Below are 17064 nucleotides of genomic sequence, written 5' to 3' on the forward strand. Positions count from 1 at the left end.
ATCCGTTCAGATACCCACAAATACAGAAACAAGGCAAAACAAAGGAGTTTCCCGATGACTAATTAGCATTTCGCCAGAATTGGGAGCATTTACACATTATTTTATAACTTCCAGATCCCCTTCCGTAAATCCAACAGTAATATGCTCAACCTGAAAGAGGTTTATCCCCGCTAACTCAACCTTCAGTTCTTTCAAGACTTTTACCAGTCCTTTCAATATATCCTCCCATGGGATTGCACTCGAAAGTTGCAATGCATCACAGTTTCTTAGTCTTGGATCAAAATCCTCTTCACATGCCCAGTCATCATCTTCTGCATCATACTGTTTGGCACCCGTCAACTCAAGTGTATAGCAACTTCCACCATCTTCTTCAACAGCTTCCCACAGATTGAAGTTCAATGCAACGATATCATCCGGTATAGTCTCATATTCATCAATGGACAAAAGCCAGTGCTTTACAATAGCTTTTACTTTCTGTTCATCAAAAACCTCCATAGGAGTACAGCAAGTCTGGAAATCCGGTTTGCTTTCATTATCTCTCGTTAAAGAGAATATTTTGTTAAAGATATTGCCCATTCTTAATCAATTTAAAAGTGTATCTTCAATTATTTAATAACACCGTTTAATGACAAATCACAAATAAATTATATCTTCGTAGCCATATAAATAACTCTTTATTCAGAGAAAATGTTTTATTATTAAACAGAAGAATAACAAAAAGCCGTCCTCTCCCCCGCAAAACGGGATGAAGAAAGACGGCTTCTATATAAATAGCTTGTAAAGCTACGCTGATTACTAACTGAAAGGAAAATACTACAGACCGAAAGCAGCCTTCACTTTATCCACATAATCCAGTTTTTCCCAAGTGAAGAGTTCTACCTCTACATCCTTGTCACCTTCATAACGAGATTTAAAGTGCTTGGTAATTACTTGCGGTTCACGTCCCAAATGGCCGTAAGCTGCAGTTTCCTGATAAATCGGATTACGGAGTTTCAAACGATCTTCAATGGCTTTCGGACGAAGATCGAAAAGTTCATCAATCTTCTTTGCAATCTCACCATCACTCATCGCTACATGACCGCGTCCATAAGTATTGACGTAAATGTTGATGGGACGTGCCACACCGATAGCATAAGATACCTGTACCAGCATCTCGTCGGCTACACCGGCAGCTACCAGATTCTTGGCAATGTGACGGGCAGCATAAGCAGCACTGCGGTCTACCTTGCTGGGGTCTTTACCTGAGAAAGCACCGCCACCATGAGCACCCTTGCCACCATATGTATCTACAATAATCTTACGCCCTGTCAGACCGGTATCTCCATGAGGTCCGCCGATAACGAACTTTCCGGTAGGATTGACGTGATAAGTGATATGATCATTGAACAATGCCAAAACTTTCTCTGCATGGATGGAAGCTATGACACGTGGCATCAGGATATTGATGACATCCTGACGAATTGTGGCAAGCATTTCTTCATCCGCTTTCAACTGGGCAGCCTCGCTGCCGTCAGCCGGCTGGATGAAATCATCATGCTGAGTAGAAACTACAATCGTATCGATACGTACGGGCGTGCCGTTATCATCGTATTCAATGGTTACCTGGCTCTTAGAGTCGGGACGGAGATAAGTCATTTCCTTACCTTCGCGACGGATGTCGGCCAGCACTTGCAGAATGCGGTGTGACAGGTCGAGAGAAAGAGGCATGTAATTTTCGGTCTCGTTAGTAGCATAACCAAACATCATACCCTGGTCGCCTGCACCCTGTTCCATAGGGTCCTGACGCTCTACGCCACGGTTAATGTCGGGACTTTGCTCATGAATAGCGGACAATACACCGCACGAGTTACTTTCGAACATGTACTCGCCTTTTGTATAGCCGATTTTCTGAATTACTTCGCGCGCAATGAGTTGTAAGTCAACGTACGCTTTGGTTTTCACTTCTCCAGCCAGTACTACCTGTCCGGTAGTTACCAGAGTTTCGCAAGCTACTTTCGAACTGGGGTCGTAAGCCAACAGTTTGTCAAGCACAGCGTCCGATATTTGATCGGCCACTTTGTCGGGGTGTCCTTCTGACACCGATTCGGATGTGAATAAATATCCCATACTTCTAAATTAAAGAATGAATAATTAAAGAATGAAAAGCGGGGACCGGGTGAGTAGACATGCATATCCCGATGCACGGAGGCATCGTCAGAAAAGGATGTGTTTTAGCATTTTTTTCTGTGGTTGCAAGCTACTCAAATCTTTCCACATTTCATTTTCGGGTGCAAAGATAAAGGTTTTCGATGAATATAGTATATAATCGGGGAAGTATTAACACTTGTATAAACAGAATACCCACTTGTGGGTAAGGCAATCGGGATACTTGAAAAGGCTTTAACATTCGGAAGAAGAAGCATCTCCCGGTTTCTTATTCCCAATCTTTATCAACACCATCCCGATAGCAATCCATAGCAGTTCACGCAACCGGGTAATCAGCCCCACATAAACACCCAGTGCCGGAGACATGTGCAATCCGTCTACAGCCAGTGCCAACCCGCCTTCGCGTGCCCCCAGTTGCATCGGGAAGAAGAAGATCAGATTGCTGAACAGCGAAGAGAAAGCCAATATCAATACACAGTCCCAGCCATTCACCTCCGGTGTGAAGACGCGCAAAATGATGTATATTTCAAGGCTGGAAAATATGCGTGCCGAAAGTTCCAACAACAGCGAACTGTAGAAAGTAATCTTATGTTGGCTATGCAACATGGCTATCTGACTATCAATCTGTTCCAGAGTATCTTTTTGTTTCACAATGAAACGATGTGCCCACCGTTTGACAAACGGCACCTTCTGCAGGAACCGGAAAGTCTTCACCGTCATTCCATTCTTATAGCCACGGGCAAAGAAATAGATAGCCAGCAGACAGAACGCTCCGACTGCAGTGAGCAATACCGCCATAAAGGTATTCACAGGATACAGGAAGAGATATAAGAATATGGAAAGAAACCAGAACCAGAAGTGAGAGAAGATATGCATCATCACGTACAGGATGACCGAAGAGCTGGCCTTGCTTACGCCTACATAAGGAGTCAGTTCCATAATCCGGTACGGTTCGCCTCCCATCAGTCCGCCGGGCGTGGCATAATTGATGGCAAAACCAGTGATCGACAGTTTGCAGACCGTCCAGAAAGGAACGCGATACTTGCGGTCATCCCTGATTATCAGATACCATGAACAGGTATTTATCAGATAGACAAAGAACCACAACAGCATGATCACAGGAAACCAAAAGCCCACGCGCTTCAGGTTCTCCCATATATCGGAATAATCCATATCCATCGTGCAAAGCATGACAACGATAGCCAGCACACCAAAAAGCAAGAACAAGTTGCGATATTTATTCTTCATACTGTTTTTATAACACAAGCATTCTATTTCTATAACACAAGTATTCTATTTCTGAGACACAAGTGTCCTATAAAGCTCCTGCATAGTTTTATTCAATACAGGATGCAGTACATCAGGGGCAATTTCCGCCAACGGTTCCATCACAAAAGCACGTTCCTGCATCAACGGATGGGGAAGTTTCAATGTAGGGGTATCCAGAATAAGATCATCATACAACAACAAATCGACATCTATCACACGGTCGCTGTACACACCATTTACTGATTTATGAATACGTCCCATCTCCCGCTCAATGGACTGCGACTCAGAAAGTACCTCTAAGGGAGAAAGCGTGGTCTCTATACAGACAGCAGCATTCAGGAAAGCATTCTTCGAGGAGAATCCCCACGGGGCAGTAGCATAAAAAGCGGACAGGGAAATAACTTTCCCTATCCGCTTCTCAATATATTGCACGGCAAAACGGAGGTTCTGCTCCTTATTGCCTAAGTTAGTCCCTAAACTGAAATAGACTTGCATAAGTGATTAGTGATTAACGATGAGTGATTAGTGAGAGAATGACACTGCAACAACCCGCTTATCACTAATCACTAACCACTAATCATTCGTTTACTTATCCGTAATCAACATCGCATCACCATATGTACCGAAGCGATAACCTTCCTTCAGAGCCACATTATACGCCTCCATTACCTGATCGTATCCACCGAAAGCAGCAACAATCATCAGCAAAGTAGAAAGCGGCATGTGGAAATTGGAAATCATCGCATTTGCCACTGTAAAGTCGTAAGGAGGGAAGATGAACTTGTTCGTCCAGCCCTCGTACGGTTTCAGATGTCCGTCTGTGCTTACGGTGCTCTCAATAGCACGCATCACGGTGGTCCCCACGGCACAAACCTGTCTGTTCAGGTCCTTGGCACGGTTCACAACGTTAACAGCCTCTTCATTCACAATCATTTGCTCAGAATCCGTCTTATGCTTCGTGAGGTCTTCCACATCAATGTCTCGGAAATTGCCCAAACCGGCATGAAGAGTAATATAAGCAAAATCGATACCCTTGATTTCCAAGCGCTTCATCAGTTCGCGGCTGAAGTGCAGACTGGCAGTAGGAGCCGTTACCGCACCTTCATTGCGAGCAAAGATAGACTGGAAACGTTCTGAATCATCCGGTTCTACAGGACGATTGATAATGCTGTGCGGCAGTGGGGTTTCGCCCAGTGCGTACAAAGCTTTCTTGAACTCATCGTGCGGACCGTCATAAAGGAAACGGAGCGTACGACCGCGAGAAGTCGTATTGTCAATAACCTCAGCCACCATAGAATCGTCGTCACCGAAATACAGCTTATTGCCGATACGTATCTTACGGGCAGGGTCTACCAATACATCCCACAACCGAAGTTCTTCGTTCAGCTCGCGAAGAAGGAATACCTCGATACGGGCACCGGTCTTTTCCTTATTACCATACAGGCGGGCAGGGAACACTTTCGTATCATTGAAGATGAACACATCTTTGTCATCAAAGTAGTTCAGAACATCTTTGAATTCCTTGTGCTCAATCTCACCTGTCTTTCTGTGAAGCACCATAAGGCGCGATTCATCTCTATACTTTGTAGGGTGCAAAGCAATCTTCTCTTCCGGAAGCTTAAATTTAAATTGCGACAGTTTCATATCTATTCTTTCTTTAAGTTATTCTTCAATTTCTATCTCCTGAGCATCTATCCACTCCTTAAAATTCATCGGGTCGAGGCAATCTTCCAACCGGACATCACCTACACGAGTGCGTTCCAAAGCCGTAAGATGAGCACCACTATTCAGCGCTTCACCGATGTCACGTGCCAGGGCACGGATATAGGTACCTTTGCTGCACACCACGCGGACTTTAATCTCCGGCAGGTTACACTCCAGCAACTCTATCTCGTCAATCACCAACAACTTCGGTTTCAACTCTACCTCTTCGCCTTTACGTGCCAGATCATAAGCACGTTTGCCATTCACCATACAGGCTGAAAAGGCGGGAGGCACTTGTTGTATCTCACCGATAAATGTCTTCAACGTCTCTTCCACCAACTCCCGCGTAATATGCTCCGTAGGGTAAGTGGCATCTATCTCGTGTTCCAGATCGTAGGAAGGAGTGGTGGCGCCCAACTGAATGGTGGCAACATATTCCTTCGTATGGTACTGAAACTCTTCAATTCGCTTCGTAGCCTTACCTGTGCAGACAATCATCACCCCTGTAGCCAAAGGATCGAGTGTGCCGGCATGGCCTACTTTCAATTTCTTCACTTTCATCCGTCGGCAGATGTGGTAACGCGCATGTCCCACAACCTTAAACGAAGTCCATCCCAACGGTTTATTGAAATAGAGTACTTCTCCTTCTTTAAACTTCATCTGCTATCCTTGCATTTGTGAAAGTACAAGGGTCACAATACCGGCAATCGCACAATAAACCGCGAAGTATATCAGTTTCCCCTTTTTCACAATATTAATCATCCACTTACAAGCCAAACAACCCGATACAAAAGCCGCAATGAAGCCTATCAACAATGACAACGTTGAAATACTTCCGGCAATATCTTCGCCTTTCATCAACTTCATACCATCCAACAGGCCTTCGCCCAATATCGGTGGCATCACCATCAGGAAAGAGAACTGAGCCAACTTTGCCTTATTATCACCCAGCAATAACCCTGTAGCAATTGTAGTTCCGGAACGTGAAAGTCCGGGAAGCACAGCACAAGCCTGAGCCAAACCGATAATGAATGCATCTTTCATAGAAATATTTTCTTTCTGCTTCGGCTTATAATAATAAGAAAAAGACAGTAAAGCAGCCGTCACCAATAGCATGCAGCCTACAATCAGCAAACCTGAACCAAAGACTGCTTCTACCTCATCTTTAAAAAATACACCTACAATACCAATAGGTATCATAGAAATCAAGATATTAATTACATAACGCGTCTCTTCATTCATCTGCCACTTAAACAGCCCCTTGAAAATCCATTCTATTTCCTTCCAAAGAACTACCAGTGTACTGAATACCGTAGCCACATGTACTACTACCGTAAATGCCAGATTTTCTTCCCCTTCAATACCAAATAATGCCGAACCGATAGCCAAATGTCCGCTACTACTTACCGGCAAATACTCTGTCAAACCCTGGATTATCCCAAGGATGAGCGCCTCAAACCATTCCATGTAGTTTATTTATGATTTATAATTTATGATAGAAGTCACATCCTCCCACACATAGCATTTCATTCTTTCATTCCTTCATTATCCGTTTGCTTGTCACGCGGTTTACGCAACACTGCATATATCATAAGCAAGAAGCCCGCAAGGCAAACCACCGGAGCAACTTTAATACGTCTTGCACTAAAAATATCCGGTTCAAAGTGCGTCGGTGTAGACACCGGACCGGTCATCAGGATAAAGCCGATAATCACTACCGCCATTGCAACTGCAAGCAGGATAAAGTTGGTTTTATCGAAAGCAAATTTCTGTTTACTCATCTCGTTATTTATGATTTAATTATTTACGGTTTAACTTCGCTCAAAGCGTTTCTTATTTTTCCACTCATGCATAGTTCCGATTGAAGCAACTATACTGTCCAGTATTATATATAATACAGTGTGCTTGCCTTCATCCGCAGGAACTTATTAATGGACAGGTATGCACAGAACCACGTAATGCACACCCCGAACACAAGCACCGATACGGAAACCAGCATCATGACATTGGGCGTAATAACACTGATCAGATCTGGCTCATACACCACCAACCAATAGGCAGCACCCCACAAAATCCCATCGGCAATGACAGCAGCCAATACGCCTATCCAGAAGTTACGCCACAGGAACGGACGACGGATAAAACTCCAACTCGCTCCCACCAACTTCATTGTGTGAATGAGAAAACGCTTGGAATAGATTGTCAGCCGGATAGTATTATTGATCAATGCAAAGGATATGAACGCCAATAATACCGCCAACCCCAGTAACATCAGACTTATGTTGCGGATATTCTCATTGACCATGTTTATCAGATCTTCCTGATAACGCACTTCCTGTACATTGGTATTCTTCTTTATCTGTTTCTCTATTTTAGCTATACTGTCGGTATTCGCATAATCAGAGTGCAACTTCACTTCGATAGATGCATGAAGCGGATTATAACCCAGAAAATCTTGCGGGTCTGTTCCCATTGCTTCAATTTGCTCGCGAAGCGCCTGCTTCTTCGAAATATACTCCGTAGACCGTACAAACACTTCTTTATCCAGCCTCTTTTGTAACTTCAGAATATCCGTCTCCTTCATATCATCACTAATGATAATAGAGAAATTGATATTCTCCTTCACATACACAGACAGATTATGGGCAGTCAGCACGAAAAACACCACCAACCCCAACAACAGCAATACCAACGTAGTACTGATACTGGAGGTAATGAACTGCATATCAAAATAGGATACGGAATTATTTTTGCTTTTCGTCTTCATACCTTATCATCTTACCATTTTATCATCCTCTATATCTTACTTCTGTTTCTTTCTGAACACGTAAATCATCGAACTGCTCCGCTCCTTGCTCCCCAATGCACTGAACCATGCCAGCGTACCACTAAGCATACCCCGAAAGAAAGACAGAGAACGCCCCATATACTTTTCACTCAACATCGATACATAGAATGCATCAAACGGCATCGGATGGCGTGCAGCCAATATAAACTCATGCTTGGCACCCAACTTCTGAATGGTACCCGGCGTAAAATGCCACAAATGGCGCGGAACATCATAAGCAGCCCAATGTGCACCATACTTCTTAGCGTCATAAGAAGAACAGTTAGGCACTGCAATAATCAGTACACCCTTTTCCGTCAGGAGTTTATTCAATGTATCCCACGTCTCATTCAAATGTTCCAGATGCTCCATAACGTGCCACAAAGTAATGACATCAAAACTACCGGGAGCAAAATCCTGCAATGCAGTATCAGGCTTTATATCCAGATTGAAGTGTTCCTTAGCAAATACGCGTGCCTGCGCATTCCGTTCCACTGCCTCCACCTGCCAGCCTCGCTTCTGCATAGCATCGGCAAAATATCCTGTTCCCGTACCGATATCCAGCAGACGTCCTTCCTTACGATGTGCTTCGCGAACCACCAAGCGTGCCTTACGGCCCAGCATATAGCTACGCACCCAGTGGTACACCCTGTTCATGAGGCCTTTTTTCGTATCGGAATGGGAAATGTAATCGGGAGTTTCATAATATCTGCCTATCTCGGCTTCCACAGGAAAATCCTGCGTAAAGAGAAAGCTACAATCCTGACAACGGCACAGATAGAATGCTTCGCTGGAAGCATAATGGTCTATGCAAGTCATAGCACGCTCTATATGTGCACTACCGCATACCGGACAGACTTTTATGGTGAGTTTATTCATTGAACATTATGCAATAATGAAGTGCAGCCCGAATCAATCAGACCACACTATACCCGAATTTGGTGCAAAATAACAAATAAAAAGTGATGATACGGGCTTTCTTTAAGGAGTTTTAATAAAAGAGAGGAACTTCGTAAGCACGCTCTTCCTTTATTTCTAATCACTGTTCGATAATAAGCGGACAGCTGTCCGATAATGAACAGGTTGCATCCTTAAATAACCACTGATTATCAACACATTATCACTTTGGCACAGGAATTGACTGTTATTAAGCGAAAGCGGTCAGCAAAAAAATAAAAATTATCTGCCACTTTTCAGCAAGTAGTTCCGTCTAATAGATAAGAGCGAAAGCCAAATAGAAATAGTAACAATTAAAAAATAAAGATTATGAAAACTACAAGTTTATTTAAAGCAGTCGCATTGGTAGCTATTATGATAGCAAGTGTTCTTAACTCCGAAGTGAAAGCTCAGGATGGTTTCATAACAAATCAAGTGATGAACGGCGAATTGGTAGCATCAAAAACTATCTTCAAAAAAGATGGATCTTACCTCCAACGCCACATGCAGTACACCTTTGCATACGATGATCAGAACCGCCTGATAAGTAAAGAGGCTTCCAAATGGGATGGTGCAAAAGATGAATGGATACCCTATTTCAAAATGACTTACCAGTACAGCGATAATGAAATAATCATGAACTATGCTCGCTGGAACGAATCTCACAAAGCTTTTGATGAAGCAATTCAGAAAAGTGTATACGAACTGAATGATGCAAATATGCCTACGGCCTACAAAGCCTACAAGCAAGATAGCAAAAATAAATCAGACTGGACGCTGGTTAACCACAAACAGATGGACTTCACAACTAATCTATTGGCAATTGCAAAATGATAAATATAGAAATTAAAGTTAAGCAGAAAAGCACGGGCCGTGAGGTTCGTGTTTTTTTCTTTTATGCAAACCACACAATAGCCTTTTCCGGACAAAGCACATTGTTACAAGCCAATATACCACCAACCGGACTGATGAAATTTATTCCCAATCAATATGCTATCCAGTTTATTATATAATTCGATAGTTTCATTTGGCGTATCACAATTCACATACACAGGCATATCTTTCCTTCTTTCTATATGAATAATCGGTAGCAATCTATTCTTCAGATACATAAAACATCTTTCGCCACTTCTAAGTTTAAAATATCCTATATTAATATCTTTAAAAGAAATACCATTATCACGATATGCCACATTTGGAAACTGTTCTTCCAATTTCACTGCAGAGATAGCAGTTAGCGGAATATCAAGTGTATAACTTCCTCTGATTTCAACCTGATTTTCATTCACATATATTTCGCCAGGCATAGTAATCATATCATTCGCCCAATAACCAATACCAACTGTAGATACTAAAAAATAAGCAATAGCAGCATATTGCCATCTACTACCCTTGGATATAATAACAAGACACAGCGACACGACAACAGCCATTGCCAATAAAACAGCAATACCTACCATGTGAATGGCCGATCCAGGCAAAAGTACCATTAGGAGACATCGCGTCAAGAAATAAACTCCGGCAGCTACAAAAATCAGAATCTTAGTCAACCGAACATATTTGTAATTTGCACAAACAACCTCTTCCGGTAGAATAAACCGTGATATCCTGACAAAATAAGCTCCCCACAATAATAATATTAACGTAACTATAATATTAAAAACAAGCATTCCCATAAAATATTATTTTAGTAATACATTCTCTAATCTCCCATAATTGAAGGCTTATCAGCTTATCCCGAATATTTATTATATTATCACGTTGATATTGATGTTTCTCTGTTTCAGAATTATACGCACAACCACAACAAATGATTATTAGTAATAAATACAACAGCTTATTCATATTTAGCAATTATTACAAATGGATACTACTTAAATTCCTCATAAGAATAAAAAACTCAAAGGTAAATAAAAAACACTAGCCCGGATTCTTTTTAAACTGATTACAAAACAATGTTCGTCTAAAGTCTTTTCAGTGAGTTCTCCGAACAAAAAAGAATGTTACAAGTATTTCTCCCAAAGATAGCGTAACGGGCCAAGCAACCTTCCGGTCACACTCCGTTCATCCGTCATAACTTCTGCTATTCCAGTAAGCTCTCCATTAAATTCTAATACCTTGCCATAAGATGTACATAAATTCTGTAGTAAACTTACGGTAACAGTATACATACTATCACTATCTTTCAAAAGGGAAACAGATACTACCGTTCCGGTCAGGAAGCCGAATTCCATATAAGGATACCCCGTCACGCTGATATTCACCCTTTGCCCGGGTTTCACTTTGCCCGATCCGTTGACGGGGAGTTTTATCTTGCCGATAATATCCCCTGTCTGCGAAGCAACAATTCTCCATAATGATACGTTCATTATTGGCATCCAGTGCATTGGTGGCCTCATCAAAGAAGATGAATTCCGGATTCTTATACACAGCACGGGCTATGAGGATACGCTGTTTCTGCCCCTGACTCAATCCATGCCCCTCCTGTCCTATCTTGGTGTTGTATCCCAGTGGCAACTCTTCGATGAACCCGTGTATGTTTGCCACCTCGGCCGCATGGCGCAACCGCTCTTTGTCAATGTGTTCCGCACCCGGCGCAATATTTCCCGCAATGGTATCGGAGAAGATAAAGCCGTCCTGCATCACAACGCCACACTGCCTTCTCCACTCCCGGATACTATAGTTCTCCAATGGCGTATCTCCCAGCAATATCTGCCCGCTTGCAGGAGGATAAAAGCCCAACAGCAACTTCACCAATGTTGTCTTTCCGCTTCCACTCATACCAACCACAGCTGTCTGCTTTCCCGTTTTTATCTCCAGGCTGATGTCGTCCAATGTAGGAAATTCACTCAACGGATCATACCTGAAACTCAGATTCTCCAGTCGAAGATCTTTCCCCGGAGGAATGTCCCGTATCAACTGCCTTGCGGGATCTTCTTCATCCGGCTTGTCACGCACTTCGCCCAAGCGGTTCATACTAAGGCATGCATCCTGCATATCGCGTGCGAAAGCTATCAAATCATTCACCGGACTGTTCAGTTGCCCAATGATATACTGCACGGACAGCATCATACCCAGCGTCATTTCTCCCCGCACTACCAGGCTTGCCACCAAGCCCGTAATTATAATATTTTTCGTCTGGTTTATCAATATCGCTCCCGAATCCTGATACTGCCGCAAGGCAAGGCTGCGGATATTCACTTTGAACAGTCGTGCCTGTATGCGCTCCCATTCCCAACGCTTCTGCTGTTCGCAGGCACTCAACTTTATTTCCTGCATACCATTTACCAGTTGCACCACTGTGCTCTGGTTGGCACTCTGCTGGGTAAAACGTTTATGATCCAGTTCCGCACGTTTCTTCATGAACAGCCATCAGACTGCTTCCCGTCAGGAAATTCTGAATACGCGTATGGTCGTTGATGCGTTGCAGGATATCACCCGTCATTTTAGTGTCGAAGTATCCCATAGGAAGCTTCATCAGTTTAATCAGGAAATCAGAAATGAGGGCAATGTTAATGCGCGTCCCCAGATGCAACAATATCCAGCCACGGATAAACTCCACGGCACTGCTACTGAAGCTCAACATCAGTTGAGCCATCAGTAGCAAATATATAAAGTTAAGGTTTTGGTTATTAATTCCAAAATCTACAATAGACTGCGTAAGAAATGGGAGCATCAGTTGTATCATGCTACCCAAAAGCAGGCCTAATAGTAGTTGCCCCACCAAATTCCGGTAAGGGTGAAGATATGAATACAGAAATCCGAAACCTCTACGATTAATAGGCTCATCTTCATCCTTCATCATATAGAATTCAGGAGTCGGCTCCAACAATAGCACCACTCCCGTATTTTCTCCATTCTTTCGCGAACTTACCCAGCAACGACAGAATTCCTCTTTGGTATATCTCAGCTTTCCTCCTCCGGGATCGGCTACCCATACCTGCCGATCATTTATTTTGTAGACAACAACAAAATGCTGCTGATTCCAGTGTACGATGCAAGGCAGAGGTGCTTCCTGAAGTTTTGCATAATCTATTTGCACACACATACTTCGAAAACCAAGTTTATCTGCTGCCTCGCTGATACCCAGCATGGATACACCTTCACGGGTGATGAATGACTTTTCCCTCAATTTTTCCAGCGAGTAATGCTTGCCATAGAAAGCAGTCACCATGCGCAGGCAGGTGGGGCCACAATCCATGGCATCGTACTGGATATAAAAAGGAAATATTTTCATAATGTTTCCTTATTTCTTCCAATTAAACCCAATCAGAAACTCTCTCCCTCTAATGCGTTGCAAACAACTAATAGAAGTTAGTTCATTGTGAACATTATATCCATATTCCTTTGAGTTGAAAAGATTGCGAACCTTGATATAAAGTTCAAAATCTTTCCACTTATAAGTTAGTTTTGTATCAGCCAACAACAAATCCTTATATACGTTTTTGCTCATTTCATTGCGGTAATACTCACCGGATAGGGTAAAAATAACTTTTTTGTGTGGAATGATATTCAACTTAAATGTATGCTGCCAACTATCTAATACTTCTTTTTCCTGTATATCACTTTCCAAACTTGAAAAGCCATAACTTATTTGATAAAACCAATCTAACCATGTAGACGGTTGCCCATATATATCCATGCTCATATTGCCGGAAGAAGAACGATAGGAGACAAGCTTATTTTCTGCAACAAGTGATATATCTGAAAGTCCGTAATTAGCTTTAAGTGTAGCAATTCCTCTGATAAAGTCAACACCCTTACTCAGGTTTCCGATAAAAAACCACGAATCAGAAGATACTGGCTGTTTCCGATAGGAGTATAAGAGAAAATCATCTACAAAACATTGTTCGTTTTGATAAGGCGAGCTATTCCAAAGAGGAAATATGCTTAGATTTGCAAAAAGTTCTTCTAATGACCGTTTATAATAGATGCTTCCTATTATAGATTTTCCAACAGAAGTATCATACGTTTCATATCCACTTTTCAAAGTACGATAATCCGTAAGAATCAAACCATTATAATAATTCCCTACGTCATAACCTTGAGAAGAGACCTGCCCACTCACACTTACACTTAGCCTGGAATTAAGATTCCATCTGGCAACAAGTTGTGGAGAAAAGAGAACATCATTCTTTAATTGCAAATCACTGCCAAAATTCCAATGATAATAATTAACAGGAACATTCAGCGTAAAATTCCATCTACCTATCTCATATTCTAACTGCGGAGCAACATACAATTGCAGATTATTGGATGTTATATCGTTTACTACTTGATTGGATGATAAGGATACACCTTCCAGTTTACTATCCATTGAGCGCAATAATCCTGCCATTCCTCCCTTCAAAGTAAGTACAAACTTATTAAGCACAAGACTGTAACTAGCATTTTCATTTGTATAAAAGACTTTAGCATCTGTACTCTGATAAAGCTGCTTCTCATTTTGCAATATATCCAAGTGCTGCGGGCGAGAGCACAATTGATTATTACTGGTAAATGTAATCAATTTCTTACCCAAACGTTGCATCCATTGTAAATGGCTACCCAATTGATAAGAAGGCATCCATGCAGATTGTCTATTAGGATAAGAACCTCCGGTTTGTAAGTCAACATCATTCCATTGGATATTTGTACTTAGAACATGATTTAGATAGAAATTATCCTTATTAGCTTCCAACATGACACGCCCTCCTAAATGATTTTGCCTGCTTACTCCCTGCTCATCTTCTGATATAACCCTCGCACTATCCGGCAAAAAATACACCGTTTCCAACCAGTTATTGTCTGCTTCCCTATTATTAAGATAATCCACTTGTGTTTTCACTTGTAACTTTTTCGATGTTTCCCATAGTTGACTGGTAGAAATCAAATGCGAACGATTGAAAAGCGTTCTTTCTTCTTCCAAATTAGAAAATCTTTTCGGACTGATATTAATATAGTTTCTCAATCCCATCATTGTACTGTTCTCATTCCACGCATTTGAATAAAAGTTTTGAATATCATTTCCAATATTCAGGCCTGTATTGTTACTTTTCAGAGTCGTAATATTCTGCATGCTCTTCTTTATCAACATTCCGAATAAGACACTATTCCACAAAACATTTTTACTCCCGGAATATCCTCCTTCCGACTCAAAAGTGCCTACCCACTGTGCTTTAGCCCGGTCTTTCAGTTTTAGATTAATAGCCGCCTGATCTGAAAACGAAAAACCTGCCATTACTTTAATGGGCTGATGATTCTCCATCACCTCCACTCGCCCTACATCTCTGTATGAAATGCCTTTAGTTGCAATGCCATAGCGACCTTCTAATAAATCTTTACCCTCAATATAAAATTTATTTATATCTACTCCATTATATTTTATTTTGCCTTCTTTATCTACATTGATGCCAGGCATTTTTTTCAGTACATCGCCTATACTTTTATCTTGTTCCGTGGCAAAACCGGCTACATTATAAATCAGCGTATCACCCTGTTCGCCTATTCTCCGTGCTTTAACTACTACCTCTTTTATATGTATGGAGGTTTGTTCCAAACATACATTAAGTTCTTGATTATTTCCTTTCAAGGCATAAGACTTTGTTTTATAACTCATCAAAGAGAAGGAAATATTACAACTCGAAGCCATATCATCCGATACATTAAGGCTGAAAAGTCCATCATTATCGGTCTGTGTATATTTTATTACGCGTCCTTGGGAGTTTCTCAGCATAACAATGACGTTAGAAAGAGAAGCATTGTTTTCTGCATCCACAACCTTTCCTGTTAAACTTACTTGTGGATAAACCGTCAATACTGATAAAGATAATATGACAAGCATTAGCCAATTTTTCATGCATCACTTTTATTTATAATCCCGCTCCATAGCATCTACTACATCTTCAAATATCCTTTCTGATTTACCCAATTGCTGCATATCTCTATTTAATTTCCGTATTACATTCTTTAGGCTTTTAGCTTGTTTGGCAATTATCTCTTTTCTGTCTGCATCTTTATATCCACCTACATTTTCCTCTCGTGGCTCAGCCAAAAAGATGCCCTCATTATCAGTTTTTCGTATCCCTTGTATTTCAAAACAATACAATTGTTTGCTATCTTCCACTTTCATTATCAGCCCCGGTAGCCCACAAAATTTATAAGGACCGTCACTAATCGGTATATCAAGGGTAAACCATGCAGTATATTTTCTACCCCTCCACTTACAAGTCGCTTTCTGACAAGAATAGCCAATAATAATCATAGAATCTTCTGCAATCTCCCATGATTGTAATTTTTGTATATCGTCTTCAATGTACTTATAATACTCATGAGATGCAGCATCCTGTACCAACATCCTCCCGTTTTCAGGATAGTTTTTATAAATCATATATTCAGATGCACGGCTTGGAATACCCATCAATAAAATTTTCATCTTGTCTTCTTTTCGGGATGCTTGAGCGCTCTGCTTCAAAGCTTCATTAAATCTTTGATTAATTAATTGCTTACCATCAGGAGTACTGGATAAGGAGTCATGCTCAAATGTACTGTAGCTATAAAATTTAGAAAGTCGCTTTCCTACCTCAAGCCTTGTCGTTTCCGCTGTTTGTACATTTGCAACATAATTATACTGAGAATACTTATATTGACATATAAGATATGCAGTATCCACTTGTTGCCAACCCCAGGCTTTCATTGTTTGGTTTTGGGCATGAATACCAATAGATAAAAACAAGAAAAGAATACTAATTGATATCTTCATAATATTTTCTATTAAAATAGTCCCTCAAAACGTTTTAAGAACTATCCCAAACCTTCAATAATAATGGTTGTATTAATTTTGAGATAGCCTCCAATTGTTAATTGATAAAGGCATATTCCCAATGAATATGCCTTTAAAGTCTTATGACATTACTTATGTATTAGATACTAAAGTAACATCATTATACATTTTATCACATCCAGCCTGCGTCCAACCTACAGCAAAACCAGTTGTTTCTCCAGCGGTTAAATTACCCCCACGGTTCTGATACAGAGCATGAAGCTGAGCGCAATATTCTTTAGCGTTAATGCCGCCAGCTATAACATTCATCTGAGCCTTGTTCAGTTTGAATGCTTCAAAACTACTTAAATTCTTCATAACAATAAAAAATTTAAAGGTAAATAAAAAGGTTATCCCGGATTTTTCAAGCTGATTCCAAAAC

Annotated in this window: 15 protein-coding genes and 2 pseudogenes; 1 reads left to right on the forward strand and 16 read right to left on the reverse strand. The window is 41.2% G+C overall.

The window, feature by feature from the left end; all coding sequences use genetic code 11:
* Nucleotides 1–96: 96 nt before the first annotated feature.
* The 10 genes from DW036_RS22460 to DW036_RS22505 form a co-directional block, all read right to left on the reverse strand.
* A complete protein-coding gene (locus tag DW036_RS22460) occupies nt 97–576 on the reverse strand; it encodes a hypothetical protein (protein WP_118466281.1) in 480 nt (159 codons plus the stop codon).
* Between the two features lie 237 nt (nt 577–813).
* Nucleotides 814–2106 carry a methionine adenosyltransferase gene (gene metK / locus DW036_RS22465; protein WP_044534541.1) on the reverse strand — a complete coding sequence of 431 codons (1293 nt, stop codon included), beginning with the start codon at nt 2104–2106 and terminating at the stop codon, nt 814–816.
* 273 nt (nt 2107–2379) lie between these two features.
* The gene (locus DW036_RS22470; protein WP_118466282.1) at nt 2380–3393 is read right to left on the reverse strand and encodes a lysylphosphatidylglycerol synthase transmembrane domain-containing protein; all 1014 of its coding nucleotides are present in this window, start codon (nt 3391–3393) and stop codon (nt 2380–2382) included.
* Nucleotides 3394–3438: 45 nt separating this feature from the next.
* Entirely contained in the window at nt 3439–3909 is a 471-nt protein-coding gene (gene folK, locus DW036_RS22475; protein ID WP_118466283.1) for a 2-amino-4-hydroxy-6-hydroxymethyldihydropteridine diphosphokinase, read from the reverse strand.
* A 90-nt stretch (nt 3910–3999) separates the two neighbouring features.
* Nucleotides 4000–5058: a tRNA preQ1(34) S-adenosylmethionine ribosyltransferase-isomerase QueA gene (gene queA / locus DW036_RS22480; RefSeq protein ID WP_022393129.1), complete on the reverse strand. Its 1059-nt coding sequence runs from the start codon at nt 5056–5058 to the stop codon at nt 4000–4002.
* An 18-nt stretch (nt 5059–5076) separates the two neighbouring features.
* A complete protein-coding gene (gene truB / locus DW036_RS22485; RefSeq protein WP_007661020.1) occupies nt 5077–5778 on the reverse strand; it encodes a tRNA pseudouridine(55) synthase TruB in 702 nt (233 codons plus the stop codon).
* 3 nt (nt 5779–5781) lie between these two features.
* Nucleotides 5782–6585 (reverse strand): undecaprenyl-diphosphate phosphatase, encoded by an 804-nt coding sequence (locus tag DW036_RS22490; RefSeq protein ID WP_118466284.1) that lies wholly within the window; start codon nt 6583–6585, stop codon nt 5782–5784.
* A 59-nt stretch (nt 6586–6644) separates the two neighbouring features.
* A complete protein-coding gene (locus DW036_RS22495; protein WP_007661024.1) occupies nt 6645–6899 on the reverse strand; it encodes a DUF3098 domain-containing protein in 255 nt (84 codons plus the stop codon).
* A gap of 104 nt (nt 6900–7003) precedes the next feature.
* Nucleotides 7004–7885, reverse strand: coding sequence for an ABC transporter permease (locus DW036_RS22500; protein WP_118466285.1), 882 nt, complete (start codon nt 7883–7885; stop codon nt 7004–7006).
* Nucleotides 7886–7921: 36 nt separating this feature from the next.
* Nucleotides 7922–8824: a bifunctional 2-polyprenyl-6-hydroxyphenol methylase/3-demethylubiquinol 3-O-methyltransferase UbiG gene (locus DW036_RS22505; RefSeq protein ID WP_022393133.1), complete on the reverse strand. Its 903-nt coding sequence runs from the start codon at nt 8822–8824 to the stop codon at nt 7922–7924.
* A gap of 387 nt (nt 8825–9211) precedes the next feature.
* Here DW036_RS22505 and DW036_RS22510 point away from each other — a divergent pair, with 387 nt between their 5' ends.
* Nucleotides 9212–9715 carry a DUF3836 domain-containing protein gene (locus DW036_RS22510; RefSeq protein WP_118466286.1) on the forward strand — a complete coding sequence of 168 codons (504 nt, stop codon included), beginning with the start codon at nt 9212–9214 and terminating at the stop codon, nt 9713–9715.
* A gap of 104 nt (nt 9716–9819) precedes the next feature.
* Here DW036_RS22510 and DW036_RS22515 read toward each other — a convergent pair whose 3' ends face one another.
* The 6 genes and pseudogenes from DW036_RS22515 to DW036_RS22535 form a co-directional block, all read right to left on the reverse strand.
* Nucleotides 9820–10557, reverse strand: a complete 738-nt coding sequence (locus tag DW036_RS22515) for a hypothetical protein (RefSeq protein WP_118466287.1) — start codon at nt 10555–10557, stop codon at nt 9820–9822.
* Between the two features lie 327 nt (nt 10558–10884).
* Nucleotides 10885–11232: pseudogene (locus DW036_RS26275) on the reverse strand (HlyD family secretion protein); the annotation flags it as partial.
* Nucleotides 11228–13118, reverse strand: a pseudogene (locus DW036_RS22520) (peptidase domain-containing ABC transporter); the annotation flags it as partial. The pseudogenes DW036_RS26275 and DW036_RS22520, both read right to left, overlap by 5 nt.
* 9 nt (nt 13119–13127) lie before the next feature.
* The gene (locus tag DW036_RS22525; protein WP_118466288.1) at nt 13128–15719 is read right to left on the reverse strand and encodes a carboxypeptidase-like regulatory domain-containing protein; all 2592 of its coding nucleotides are present in this window, start codon (nt 15717–15719) and stop codon (nt 13128–13130) included.
* A gap of 9 nt (nt 15720–15728) precedes the next feature.
* On the reverse strand, nt 15729–16622 hold the full coding sequence (locus DW036_RS22530; RefSeq protein ID WP_118466289.1) for a GLPGLI family protein: 894 nt from the start codon (nt 16620–16622) through the stop codon (nt 15729–15731).
* Nucleotides 16623–16775: 153 nt separating this feature from the next.
* The gene (locus DW036_RS22535) at nt 16776–17000 is read right to left on the reverse strand and encodes a hypothetical protein (RefSeq protein ID WP_118466290.1); all 225 of its coding nucleotides are present in this window, start codon (nt 16998–17000) and stop codon (nt 16776–16778) included.
* Nucleotides 17001–17064 lie beyond the last annotated feature (64 nt).

It is taken from the genome of Bacteroides sp. AF39-11AC (assembly GCF_003474285.1).
Taxonomy (GTDB): Bacteria; Bacteroidota; Bacteroidia; order Bacteroidales; family Bacteroidaceae; genus Bacteroides.